Source organism: Acidobacteriota bacterium, assembly GCA_016184105.1.
GTDB lineage: Bacteria > Acidobacteriota > Vicinamibacteria > Vicinamibacterales > 2-12-FULL-66-21 > JACPDI01.
The window spans coordinates 10,506-22,663 of record JACPDI010000012.1 but is presented as its reverse complement, the minus strand read 5'-3'; the positions used below and the strand labels follow the sequence as shown (position 1 = coordinate 22,663).

Below are 12,158 nucleotides of genomic sequence, written 5' to 3'. Positions count from 1 at the left end.
TGGGCGCCTGGATGCCGGCGTGCGATCATCCAGGGCGCCCGTCCGGTCCAGCCTAGAACGACGCGCGAATGACGATCTGGGCCGATCGGGGAGACTGCCGAAATGTCGTGTGTCCGAAGAACGGGTTGAACGTCTGGTTGGCCAGGAACTCGAAACCGAGGTCGGCCCCGTTGTTCGTGACGTTGAAGACGTCCAGGTCCGCGTCAACCTTCACCGTTCCGATGGCGAAGCGGCGGCCGGCGCGCAGGTTCCACGCGTGCAGGTTTGGCGTTCGGAGCTGCCCCTCACCGCGGGTCGGGTACGCGAACCGGAGCGTCGTCGCAAGAGGATTGCTGACCACTCGCCCGTTCGGGAGCCTCACGGTGGGCGGCCCGAATGCCGGGTCCGGCGCCGCGATCCGCGTGATGGTCGGACCGGACCACGTTCCAGACTGGAACGTGTAGTTGGTGGAGAAGAGCAGCGCCCACGGTCCGGTGAGCGACAGCGCCGCCCTGGCGACATGGTCCTGCCACTGCGCGCTCGCGGTCACAACCTGCGTCATGTGATACCCGCTCAGGCTGTTGGTGTCGAAGTTGGCCGTGGCCGTGCCTATCGAGCTGCCGATCCCCTTGTCGTTGGCAAATGCGTTCGGCTGGATGATCGCCGCGGGATCCCCCGGTTGCCACGTGCCGTCGATGTGCCGCCATTGCCGGACGTAGCTGGCCAGCGCCTGTACCCGGGCCGTCTGCTTCGTCAGCGACAGCTCGAGCGAGCTGTACACCGGCGTGTTCCACCGGTTGTTGGTCGCCAGGAGGAAATCGTTGAACCTCTCGTCCGCATAGCCGGTGAAGACGCCTCCGTCATAACGGGCGTTGCTCTCGACGAGCGTCGGGCGGTCCACGAACCGGCGGTTGACGAAGTCCACGTTCACAGCCACGCTGCCCTCGAACTGCCGGCTGAGCCCGGCGCCCCATTCCTGCACGAACGGCTGGTGGAGGTCGGGATCGATCGCCCGATTCGCGATCGCGGCCGCCGTTGGGGGTGTGACGAACACCGTCTCGAACGTACCGTCGCCGTTCAGGTCGTACAGATCCCGCTGGCCCAGGCTCGGGTTGCCCGTCGTGGTCACGAGTCCGGGCTGATCATGGACGCGCACCCAGTGCGCGCGGGCCACGTTGCGGCCGTCAGCGGTCATCCCGTAGTTGACTCCGAAGCGGGGTCCGATCTCGAGGCTGCGCTGGGTCGTGATGTCGAACACTTTGTCCTCGAACACCACGTGATCGAGGCGGACGCCGGCATTGACGGTGAGCCGCGGGGAGGGGCGCCACGCGTCCTGCACGTAGCCGGCGAAGTCGCGCCCGCGCTGCTCGAACGTGGTCAGCTCCGTGCCGTTCACGATCAGCCGGTGAAACGGGATCGCGCCCCCTTCGAGCACGCCCGGCGTGCGAAGCACCTGCTCCTCCATCGTGAATCCGCCGTTGACGTAGGAGAGATGGTGGCCCTGCACGCGCGGCTGACCGAAGACGCCGGCCTGCAGCTCGTGCGAGCCGGACCGGTGTCGCGCGTACAGAGTGGTGTCGAGCGAAACTGTCAACTTGCGGTTGGGCTGGCTGGGCCGTGAGAGGACCGGCGAGCCAAGACTTGCGAGCAGTCCGTTGCCGAGCAGCCTTCCGGCCGAGGAAAAGGTGCGGCTGAAGAGCCGCACGTTGGGGCCTTCGACACCGGCATTCTTGCCGTGCCGGCGCTTGTCGTTGTAGCTGGCGCTCAGCCGCGAGGTCAGCCGGTTCGACCAGGCCGAAGAGAGACGCACCGCCGCCGCGCCCCCGCCGCCGGCCTCGCCGAACGGATGCTGTCCCGTCGCCTGCACGTCAAACACCGGGTTCACGTCTCTCTGGTAGAAGCCGACGAGCTGGTGGCCGGAGGCGAGCTGCGCGGTGCCTTTTGCCATCCAGAAGTTCGCGTCGTTCGTCCGATCGATCGGCTCGTAGCCGCTGACGAGCGCCCGCATCACCGCGAGCTGCGCCGGCGTGCGGCTGACGCCGGTCGTGATGTCCGTGCGGCGATACGAGCCGAACCCCCAGACCCGATCCTTCACGATCGGGCCGCCGAACGACAGATCGACTTGTGTCTGCTCGATCGCCGTGCTCGTGCCCCCCGGCTGGTTCGAGTCGTTCCACCGTCTCGGTTGGTAGAAGAGACCCGCCGCCCCCTTCGGCTGGTTCGTGCCGCTTGCCGTCGCGATGTTGATCACGCCGCCGTTGCCGAGCGGTGCGGACGCGTCGATGCCGGAGGTCTGGATCTGGATGTCATCGATCGCGTCGGTGTTGAGATTCAGGTAGGTGACGCCCGACTTGGCGGCCGAGGTGACGTCCGCGCCGTCCATCTGAATCAGCGTCGCGTTCGAGTCCGCGCCTCTCACGTAAAACAACTTCGATGAGGAGTACTCGGCGGTCACGACGCCGGGCGCGATCGCGAGCGCGCTGAACCACTCGCGGCGCTCGCTGAGCGGCACGCTGCGCAGCAGCTCGCCGCTCACGTTCACCGCCTGGCCGCCGCTGCGCGTCTCGAGCAGCGGCGTCTCCTCGCGCACTTCCACCGTCTCGCCGATGCCGCCGACCCGCATCTCGACATCGATCGTCAACGTCAGTCCGGTCCTGACGACGACGGCCGGCCGGCGGAACGTTGCAAACCCGGCCAGCTCCGCGACGATCTCGTATTCGCCCGGCGGCAGATCGGCCAGCCGGTACGCGCCCACGCCGTCGGTGACAGCGCGGTACACGCCCGGCACCGTGGGGCTCGTGGCCCCCACCGCCACGCCCGGCACGACTGCCCCCTGCTGGTCCCTGGCAATCCCATGAACACTTCCGGTTGCCGGCGTCTGCGCGCCGAGCGGCGACGCCACCCACGCGACAAAGACAGGCACGATCAGAATCCGGCGCATGTGCAGGCACTCCTCTGGATGAAGACGGGGGTGGAAGGATCCGCCGCGGTTCGGCAAGCTCACCGCGGCGGCTCGAGCCGGATGGCTAGACGGGCTCCGGTACGCGCACGCCGCCACGCACGGAGTCCTCGTCCTCGCGCGACGAATCCTCTGCCTCGGGAGGGCGGCAGTACTCGTACGCGAGCGGCGTGCTCTGCGCGCGCACCGTGCAGTCCTCGCGGATTGCCTGGAACGCCCGCATCAGGGCATCGCGATCGACGAGGCCGGCGCGGTTGCCATAGAAGTCGGCGAGCGCGCCCAGATGCCGGCCGTTGTCGCGCATGCGCTGGCCGTGATCCGCCCAGCGCCTGACCCCGTCAGGGTGCGCCAGGATCCGCTCGAAGTTCGGACGGAGACGTTCGATGAGCGCGTCGAGCGCATCCGGCTCGATCGGCAGCCGGCACGCGGCGCGCAGCTCACCCACGCATTCCTTGATCGCGATATCTGGCAATCGCCTCATCATCGGTGGACCTCCTCCGGGGTGTTTCACCCTCGGAGGAGCATGCCCCTCGGAGGCGGGAGGTGTACCGCCGGGCGTTCACGAACGACGGGCATACCCGTTGCGTTCCCCGGGGCAGAGAGCGATCCAAGTAAAATCAGAGATGTCATGAGCCGCACCCCGTTCGATTCGATCTATCGACACGGGTGCGTTCGCATCGCGGTCTGCGTTCCAACTCTCCGGCTCGGAAACCCGATCCAAAACGCCGCGCAGAGGATCGAGTTGGCCGCGCGCGCCGACAAGCTGCACGCGGCCGTGGCGGTGTTCCCCGAGCTCGGGCTGTCGGGCTATTCGAATGAGGATCTGTTCCACCAGGACGCGCTGCTCGAGGCGAGATCCACCGCGGCGACATCCTGGGCGTCACGCGAGGTGCCGGACGGCGCGCGTGCCACCGGGAGGGGATTGACCGAGTGGCGCTCGCCCACTCAACCAGGAGACCAACACATGGCTGATACGATTCGCGGCGTCGACTACTTCTACCTGACGGTGCCGGACAAGCCGGGTGAAGGTGCGCGCGTACTCAACGTCCTGAAGGAGGCCGGCGTGAATCTGCTGGCGTTCTCGGGGTTTCCCGAGCGTCGCCGGACGCAGCTCGACTTCTTTCCGGAGGACCCGGCGGCCTTCAAGCAGGCCGCCAAACGAGCCAAGTGGCGGGTCGTCGGCCCCAAACGAGGCTTTCTGGTGCAGGGCGACGATCGCGTCGGCGCGGCCGCGGAACTGCTGGAGCGCCTGGGCGCGGCGAGGATCAACGTGACCGCGATCGACGCCGTCTCGGTGAACGGGCGCTACGGAGCCATCTTCTGGGTGGCGCCGAAAGATGTGAAGAAAACAGCAGCGCTGCTCGGTGCCGCCTAGTCGCGACCGCGCAGCGGCGCACGTCCAGGTACTGATGGTGCTGGATTCTCCGACACCGCGGGATTTGTGTGTTCCCACGAAGACGTCGTCGCGGCCTGGCTCAGATTCGCCTCACGTGGGGGTGTGGTGTCACACGATACTGCGCTCGCGCTGTACGAATTGGCGCCGTCCCGCTCGCACGAGATCCACCTCACACTGCCTCGCGACCGCCGTCCCCGCACCCCACAAACGACAACCGCCGTCACTTTGCACACGACAACCGTGCCGCTGCGACGAGAGGAGGTCACAAGCCGCTTCGGCGTCCAAGTCACGTCTCCCGCTCGTACCGTTGCCGATGTCGCCGACATTGGCGCCGATCCCAGCGTGGTTGTCGAGGCGACATCTCGCGCACTCGCGACAGGTCTCGTATCAGCGAACGAACTGCGGACGGCCGTAACGCGCAGGTCGGCACGTGTTCGACAGCTTGTCGAACGAGCAATCGAGGAGGCCGGCAAGCGTGCGTGAGTACGCGACGCCCGCCGGCTTTCGCGCTGCGGTCGAGGCCACGCTGCGCGACCGGGCCCGTCGTCTCGGCGTTCCCGCATACATCATCCGTCGCCAGGCCGCCCTGGAACGCGTGATCGTACGACTCACGAAAGTTGCGCCGAACCGATGGGCGGTCAAGGGAGGCATGGCTCTCGAGACCAGACTTGGTGAGCATGCCCGAGTCTCGGTGGATTTGGATGCGGATCACGCTCGGGTGGACGCCAGGCTCCTCAAGGACGTCATTCGGCGCGTGTTCGACCGACGTGCTACGCACCCCGTCCCCGATCGGCTGCCGCCCCCTCTGCGCGAACTTGCAGTCAGCTATCGGAGGGAAGCAGAGCGCGTTGGCCTGCCGACAAACCTTGACGATGTCCACCGGTTACTGGGCGCCTGGCTTGACCCCATCCTCTCAGAAGTTCGGTCACGGTGACGTGGATGGCCGCGAGATGTGGGGCTTCAATTCGGTGCGCGAACGCACGGCAGGCGCCCTCACGGGAACTGAAAGAAGCGTCCATACTTCGTGTTCGCTTGAACCGCCGCCGGCCGTACAGAGGTCTGGGGACATTTTGGAGACGGGGAACGTCTCCGAAGGAAAGGTCAATGGATAGAACAACTTAACTGGCGGTGAGGCAGGGATTCGAATTCTACGAGCGGCCACATCTAACTTGTTGATGGCGCGTCACTTCTGGCTCTAAGAGTTTGAGTCCCAACGCCTTGTTGCCACGCGTCAGTTCTCGGCAGTCGACCGCAATCCTCCGGATTCCACCGGAGTTTTGGAGACATTTTGGCAACGCTCTGGAGGCCTCGGACGGGTCAACCGTCCCGAGGCCATCGTTCAGCGAATCGGCGTGTTTGTTATTAATGAACACATCCAGATTCTGAACATCCTTCATTCTCGCTTTCGACTTCCACGGTTGCGTAGACGATGAGATCGTTGTGGTGAGTTCACCATGCGGATCGTCGCGCTCAGTGACCAGCACGGATTTCTGCCTGACATCCCGCCGTGCGATCTCTTGATCGTTGCTGGCGATATCTGCCCGGACCGCTTCGGCCCGTTCGTGGCACGGCACGATCCTCATCAGCAGAAGGCTTGGTTCGACCAGAAGGTTCGTCCGTGGCTGGCGAACGCGCCCGCGACGCACAAGATTCTGACGTGGGGCAATCATGACTGGTGCGGGCAGGCGTGTAGCTTTCGCTCCGACTCCCCAAAACATGCGCGCTCGACGGACATGCAGATCCTGGTTGATGAAGAGACGACCATGCCTGTGCCCGGGGCTGGCCAGATCTCTGTGTGGGGCACTCCGTGGTCGAACACGTTCCTGCAATGGGCCTTCATGAAGGAGGCCGGCGACCTCGAACCTATCTACGCGGCGATTCCGTTCGGCATCGACATTTTGGTGTCGCATCAGCCACCTTGTGGCTACGGCGACCGTGCGTTTGATCTCGACGCCGGTCAACTGCGGCATGTGGGAGCTGCTAGCGGCGGTCGAGAGGGCCCGGCCCAAGATCGTGATCTGTGGCCACGTTCATGGTGGCTACGGTCGATACGAGCATCAAGGAATCCCCATCCACAACGTGAGCCTCGTCGACGAGCGGTACAGGCTTGTGCATCCGCCAACAGTCATTGACTGTTAGCCGCGCACTCGCGTTGGACGACAGGAGCACGTGTAGCGCTGCTCACGAAATCAAAAACAGCACGTTGAGGGAAATGCCGACGTTCATTGCCTCCGAGCTACAGCCCGAGAATGTGGTCCAGCGGCGACCCAAACGTCGTCGGTGATTTTGGCTCGCTTCGTTGTTTCTAGGAAATCGGTGCAGATCGTTGGACCGTCTCCGGTCAGGACGGGCCCTTTCGTGCGCAGCGGTCAAGTTTTCGGGAGGCGGGCAAAGATACTGGCGTGGCTTCAGCACCTAGCGACTGAGCATGCGCTTCGCCCTGTCGATTCGCTGCTTTAGACCGTCCTGAAACGTCCGTTCGTGCCGACGCTTTTCCACATGATCGGCGATGGCAGCGCGAATCACCTCCGCAATGGACTGATCATCGACCGTCGCGATCGTTTCTAGCGCCTCCGCTTGGTCCGCTGAAAGACGGATCGTCATCGACTTGGCAGGTTTCATGGCCCCATTTTGGGGGATGACACCACGGTTGTCAAGTATCATGGTGTCATGGTATCGTAGTATCACAACAGGAGGAAGCGATGCCCCAAGACGAGAAACCCCATGGTCCTCAGCAGTTTCAGATCCAGATTGATCGTGTTCATTACACCGTCACCAAAGAGCAAATGACCGGCAGTGAGCTGCGAAGTTTGCCCACAACGCCCGTCGGCCCCGATCGCGACCTGTTCCAGGTCGTCCCCGGGGGCCAGGACAAGAAAATCGAAAACAACGAGGTCGTTGATATTCGCAACGGCCTGCGGCTTTTCACGGCGCCGTCGCAAATCAACCCTGGTCGCCATCAGAGGTGAGGTTCGATGAGTCTGCCGGCTGAAGACCGCGCATACCTCGAGGGACGCGGTCAGACATACGAAGTGGTCCCCGAGGCAAACATGATCTGCGTTGTCTTACCAGGCTTTCCTTTGCCACCTGGCTACGACCGTCGCGAGTCCGATCTGTTGCTCCGACTAAGTCCTGGCTATCCGGACGTTCCGCCGGACATGTGGTGGTTTGGGCCGGCCGTGAATTTGACGAATGGGCAACCGATTCCAGCTACCAATTGCGTTGAGCAACATCTCGGCCGGTCGTGGCAGCGGTGGTCAAGGCATTTCAACGGAGGCCAGTGGAAGTCAGGGGTCGATTCGTTGGAGAGCTTTGTGGCGTTGATTCGACAAGAACTCCGGCGATACACGGGCAATCACAGCTGATGGCGGTCACTCTTGTTCTTCCCTCGTCTATGGCGGGTGAGCTGGAGAAAGCGGCCTGCCAACCTTTGGAATCAGGCGGAGTGTTAACCGCTAGGATTCTTGATTCACCAAACGGTGATCTGAGATTACTCGGTCGCGAGTTTCACAGCGTTCACGATTCGGCCTATTTGCGGCGCGAAACCGATGGTCTAACGGTCGCCTCCGAAGGGTATGTACACGCGCTCGGACGAGCGGAGGAAGATGGCGCTATAGCGATATGGGTGCACACGCATCCAGGCGTCGATTCATGGCCGAGACCTAGTCCGCACGATCGCATCGTAGACACGCAGCTCGCAGATTTGTTTCGGCTACGGACCAACAGTGACTACTACGGGGCACTGATCCTGTCTCCGCGGGAGCGAGGCTTGTGTTTTACGGGCCAACTGCATGGTCACGATGGCCGCACGCCGTCAATCGATCGACTGTGGATTGTCGGCGATCGCCTGCGCCTATATCGAACCTTCGATGCTGAGCAGACCGGCCTATCGCCATCGTTCGACCGTAATGTTCGGGCCTTTGGCAAGGCCGTGCAAGAGACGCTATCAGACTTGCGCATCGGGATAGTCGGATGCGGGGGCACAGGTTCAGCGGTTGCAGAGCAGCTTGTAAGGCTTGGCGTCACGCGATTCACGCTGATTGATCCTGACCACTTGTCAGAAAGCAACGTAACGAGAGTTTACGGTTCGTTCCCTCGACAGGTTGGCCGACCAAAAGTCGATGTCCTGTCGGCGCATCTCAGGGCTGTGGCGGAAGGCGCGCAAGTGGAGGCAGTGAATGCCATGTTGACGACGCGCGACGCTGCTCAGACATTAACCGGTCTCGATGTTGTGTTCGGCTGCACTGACGACAATGCTGGGCGGCTCGTGCTATCGCGCGCGGCGACTTACTTGCTCATGCCTGTTATCGACTGCGGCGTGTTGCTGACCAGCACTACCGACGGGACACTCTCGGGAATTGACGGCCGCGTGACAGTGTTAACTCCGGGTCAGGCATGCCTCGTATGTCGTGGGCGAGTCGACCTGAGTCGAGCGGCCGCCGAACTTCTGACCCCCGCGGAACGAGTGCGCCGGGCCGACGAAGGGTATGCGCCAGCTCTCGGAGCGGTGGAACCAGCGGTTGTGACGTTCACCACGGCAGTGGCGTGCGCAGCGGTTGCTGAATTACTTGAGCGGCTCATCGGGTACGGGCCAGAGTATCGGCCAAGCGAAATCCTGCTCCGACATCACGACCGGGAAATTTCAACGAATAGCGCCGAGCCGCGCAAGAACCACTATTGCGATCCGATCACGCGAAAGATCGGCCTCGGACGCACTGAACCCTTTCTGGAGCAGGCGTGGGCGGTCTAGGCTGGCGCGATTGGTGGCGACGCCTAACTGGGCCGACCTGGCGAATCGTCAGCGTCGTCGAAGCTGCCGATGAAGTTCCGGAACGATTAAAGGACGGTGCTGTCATTCTCGTGCAGTCCGGCGAGACGCCGAAGTGGCTGGTTTTCGACTGTGCGTGCGGTAGCGGCCATCGCATCTTCTTGAACCTTGACAGGGGGCGATGGCCGCATTGGCGGTTTCGGCAGTCGGACGTCTTGACGGTGTGGCCGAGCGTTGATTTTGACGCTCCGGAGAAACGCTGCCACTACATCCTTCGAAGGGGTCGAGTCATTTGGGTTCCTGATAGGAGTCACAAGCATGGCAAGCGTAAACGATGGTGACGTTGCCGACGTGAAGGTGCAGAATTCCGGGGAGGTGCCACCCACTCCAGATGTTCCGCCGCTCCAGCCAACCAAAACGCCGATGTTTCAGGCGCTCAACGCGCCACGCTATCAAAGACAGGCGCTTCTTAAGAAGATTCGCGAGTCGTACGGCACCTACCTTGTGTGTTTTGTGAGCGGCAACGCGGCCTCGATCGATCGGGATGACATTGTGTTTTTTGTGGACCTCCTCCATAACGTGGAAAGGGGTCGCGATCTGGACTTGTTGCTCCACACTGGCGGTGGCGATATCGACGCAGCGGAAAAGCTGATAACCCTGGTTCACACGTGCGTGGGCACTGGGCGCTTGCGCGTCATCGTTCCAGATTTTGCCAAGAGCGCAGGGACGCTTATGGCGCTCGGCGCCGACGCCATTGTCATGAGCGATACGTCAGAGTTGGGGCCGATCGATCCGCAAGTAATTCTCCGCGATGGCAACGGAAACGCCATTCGTCACTCCGTACAGAACTACCTTGACGCATATAGGGCGTTCTCTGACACCTTGCAAGACGATCCGGAGGACATCGCGGCCAGGATCATGCTGAGCAAGTTTGATCCCGCGACCTTGAAGCTCTTTGAGGCCGTGCGAGAGCGAGCCCGCAAATTCGCGGAAGATCAACTGAGGACAGGGATGTTCAGGTCAACAACCGGCAACTTTACGGCGATAGCTGCCGAGTTACTGAACACCGAGAAGTGGTTGACACACGGCCAGATGATTGGCTGGGAAGCCGCTAGTCAAATCGGCCTGACCGTCGAGCGCCTTGAGCCTGCCACGGAGCGCTGGCAGTCATACTGGCAGCTTTACTGCCTCCAGCGTCTGGCGATCAAGGATCGCGACAAGCTATTCGAGTCAGAGTACGCGTCACTGCCGACTGAAAGCTCCTCTTGATCGAGAGTGCCGTGAACGATTTGGCGGACCCGTAAATTGATCGGTCCATTGCCGCGGAGGGTACCTTGCGCGTAACCGACGACACCGTGGTGTTGGCCGCGACAGACTTGGCGAATTTTCTTGCCTGTAAACACCGAACGGGATTGGACCTGGCTGCGGCCATGGGCACAATCGATCCTCCAGAGACTCGGTTGGACGCCGCGTTGCAGCTTCTGCGTGAGCGCGGCATCAAACACGAGCGAGCCTATGTCGATCACCTTCGCGGCCAAGGGCTGAACATTGTCGAAATTGCGACAGACGAGTCGCCAGACGTCCGCGTAGCGCGAACGCTCGAAGCGCTCAAATCTGGCGCGGACGTGATCTATCAGGGGGCTTTCGCGGGGAAAGGCTGGACGGGTTATGCGGACATTCTGCGCAAGGTTCCGTGTGGAACCGGCGTGCGCACGAGCCTCGGCGAATACCAATACGAACCGTACGACACCAAGCTCGCACGTGAGACGCGCGGCGGCACGATTCTCCAGCTCGCGCTTTATACGGAGTTGCTCGCCGAGGTCCAGGGCGCCACTCCGCAACGGTTCTTCGTAGTAACCCCTGGCAATCCGTTTGCGGTGCACGAGTACCGTTTAGCGGATTACGCAGCGTACTTCAGGTTGATTCGCGCTCAGATGCTGGAAATGCTCGCGAAGGGACCAGATGCCCTCCTTGCCGAGAGCTACCCTGAGCCCGTGGAACATTGTGACGTTTGCCGGTGGTGGGACCGCTGCAACAGCCAGCGTCGAGCCGACGACCACCTGTCGTTTATCGCCGGTGTTGGCAGCTCTCAGCGCGTTGAACTGGTGTCTCAAGGCGTAACTACGCTGGCGGCCGCCGGGACATTGCCGGTGCCCGTCACGTTCAAGCCATCCCGAGGCGCAAGGGAAACCTACGATCGAATTGCCGAACAGGCGCAGGTGCAACTGCAACAGCGGACGCGCAACGAGCCAGTGTTCAGGATCTTGCCGGTGTCGGCTGGTGAGGGACTGTGCCGATTACCCGAACCTTCCTCTGGGGACCTGTTTCTAGATCTTGAGGGCGCACGGTTTGTCAGGGAAGGTGGTCACGATTATTTGTTCGGGCTCGGACATATCGGCGGCGGTAAAGAATTCACATATCGCTCGTGGTGGGCGATGGATCCGCTCGAGGAGCAGCACGCGTTCGAGACGTTGATGGACGTGATCGCCGAAACCCGGGCCAGCGATCCCGGCCTGCACATCTATCACTTCGCCCCTTATGAAACGACCGCTCTAAAGCGCCTCGCAGGCCGCTACGCGACCCGGCAAGATGCGCTCGACGAGTTACTACGTGAAAAGCGGTTCGTAGATCTGTACGCGATCGTGCGACAGGCGGTTCGCGCGGGCGTCGAGAGCTACTCCATCAAGGAACTGGAACAGTACTACGAATATTTACGCAAGGTCCCGTTGCGTGATGCCGCCACGCACCGAATCGCGGTCGAGATGGCGTTGGAGGCCCGAGATCCCGCGTCGATAGCGGAAGCGACACGCGTGATCGTCGAGGGGTATAACCGTGAGGATGTCGAATCAACTCACCTGTTGCGGCGTTGGCTGGAAGAACTCAGGACGAGACAGCTAGATGCCGCGGTGAACGTGCCGCGTCCGCCGATTGAGGAGCCGAAAAAAGAAGCCCCAAGTGAGCGAACCGCTGCCGCTGACGTCTTGAGGGCGACGCTCCTTACGGAGGTCGCCCCAGAGGCGAGTCAGCCAGGAAATCCACACCATGAACGATGGCTG

General features: G+C 62.4%; 11 protein-coding genes. 8 read left to right on the top strand and 3 right to left on the bottom strand.

Going from position 1 to position 12,158, the window contains the following annotated elements:
* Positions 1-52: 52 nt before the first annotated feature.
* Both HYU53_04285 and HYU53_04280 read right to left on the bottom strand, forming a co-directional pair.
* Entirely contained in the window at positions 53-2,920 is a 2,868-nt protein-coding gene (locus HYU53_04285; GenBank protein MBI2220403.1) for a TonB-dependent receptor, read from the bottom strand.
* Between the two features lie 85 nt (positions 2,921-3,005).
* The gene (locus tag HYU53_04280) at positions 3,006-3,422 is read right to left on the bottom strand and encodes a hypothetical protein (GenBank protein MBI2220402.1); all 417 of its coding nucleotides are present in this window, start codon (positions 3,420-3,422) and stop codon (positions 3,006-3,008) included.
* A gap of 258 nt (positions 3,423-3,680) precedes the next feature.
* Between HYU53_04280 and HYU53_04275 the strand changes: the two genes are divergently transcribed.
* The 3 genes from HYU53_04275 (at position 3,681) to HYU53_04265 (ending at position 6,466) form a co-directional block, all read left to right on the top strand.
* Positions 3,681-4,313, top strand: coding sequence for a hypothetical protein (locus tag HYU53_04275; protein MBI2220401.1), 633 nt, complete (start codon positions 3,681-3,683; stop codon positions 4,311-4,313).
* Positions 4,314-4,764: 451 nt separating this feature from the next.
* The gene (locus HYU53_04270) at positions 4,765-5,268 is read left to right on the top strand and encodes a nucleotidyl transferase AbiEii/AbiGii toxin family protein (GenBank protein MBI2220400.1); all 504 of its coding nucleotides are present in this window, start codon (positions 4,765-4,767) and stop codon (positions 5,266-5,268) included.
* A gap of 520 nt (positions 5,269-5,788) precedes the next feature.
* On the top strand, positions 5,789-6,466 hold the full coding sequence (locus HYU53_04265) for a metallophosphoesterase (protein ID MBI2220399.1): 678 nt from the start codon (positions 5,789-5,791) through the stop codon (positions 6,464-6,466).
* A 283-nt stretch (positions 6,467-6,749) separates the two neighbouring features.
* Here HYU53_04265 and HYU53_04260 read toward each other — a convergent pair whose 3' ends face one another.
* Positions 6,750-6,998, bottom strand: a complete 249-nt coding sequence (locus tag HYU53_04260; GenBank protein MBI2220398.1) for a ribbon-helix-helix protein, CopG family — start codon at positions 6,996-6,998, stop codon at positions 6,750-6,752.
* A gap of 38 nt (positions 6,999-7,036) precedes the next feature.
* Between HYU53_04260 and HYU53_04255 the strand changes: the two genes are divergently transcribed.
* From HYU53_04255 to HYU53_04235, 5 genes are all read left to right on the top strand, one after another.
* On the top strand, positions 7,037-7,303 hold the full coding sequence (locus HYU53_04255) for a multiubiquitin domain-containing protein (GenBank protein ID MBI2220397.1): 267 nt from the start codon (positions 7,037-7,039) through the stop codon (positions 7,301-7,303).
* 6 nt (positions 7,304-7,309) lie between these two features.
* Positions 7,310-7,699: a hypothetical protein gene (locus HYU53_04250; protein MBI2220396.1), complete on the top strand. Its 390-nt coding sequence runs from the start codon at positions 7,310-7,312 to the stop codon at positions 7,697-7,699.
* Positions 7,699-9,084 carry a ThiF family adenylyltransferase gene (locus HYU53_04245; protein ID MBI2220395.1) on the top strand — a complete coding sequence of 462 codons (1,386 nt, stop codon included), beginning with the start codon at positions 7,699-7,701 and terminating at the stop codon, positions 9,082-9,084. Before HYU53_04250 ends, HYU53_04245 begins: the two co-directional genes overlap by 1 nt.
* Before the next feature lie 336 nt (positions 9,085-9,420).
* The gene (locus HYU53_04240; GenBank protein MBI2220394.1) at positions 9,421-10,371 is read left to right on the top strand and encodes a hypothetical protein; all 951 of its coding nucleotides are present in this window, start codon (positions 9,421-9,423) and stop codon (positions 10,369-10,371) included.
* Positions 10,372-10,436: 65 nt separating this feature from the next.
* Positions 10,437-12,158, top strand: a 1,722-nt coding sequence (locus HYU53_04235; GenBank protein ID MBI2220393.1) for a TM0106 family RecB-like putative nuclease, incomplete at its 3' end; no start/stop codon positions are given.

Excerpts from the sequence above, each read along its gene's own strand:
- HYU53_04285 (MBI2220403.1), bottom strand. The coding sequence starts at position 2,920 with ATGCGCCGGATTCTGATCGTGCCTGTCTTTGTCGCGTGGGTGGCGTCG.
- HYU53_04280 (MBI2220402.1), bottom strand. The coding sequence starts at position 3,422 with ATGATGAGGCGATTGCCAGATATCGCGATCAAGGAATGCGTGGGTGAG.
- HYU53_04265 (MBI2220399.1), top strand. The coding sequence starts at position 5,789 with ATGCGGATCGTCGCGCTCAGTGACCAGCACGGATTTCTGCCTGACATC.
- HYU53_04260 (MBI2220398.1), bottom strand. The coding sequence starts at position 6,998 with ATGATACTTGACAACCGTGGTGTCATCCCCCAAAATGGGGCCATGAAA.
- HYU53_04255 (MBI2220397.1), top strand. The coding sequence starts at position 7,037 with ATGCCCCAAGACGAGAAACCCCATGGTCCTCAGCAGTTTCAGATCCAG.
- HYU53_04250 (MBI2220396.1), top strand. The coding sequence starts at position 7,310 with ATGAGTCTGCCGGCTGAAGACCGCGCATACCTCGAGGGACGCGGTCAG.
- HYU53_04245 (MBI2220395.1), top strand. The coding sequence starts at position 7,699 with ATGGCGGTCACTCTTGTTCTTCCCTCGTCTATGGCGGGTGAGCTGGAG.
- HYU53_04240 (MBI2220394.1), top strand. The coding sequence starts at position 9,421 with ATGGCAAGCGTAAACGATGGTGACGTTGCCGACGTGAAGGTGCAGAAT.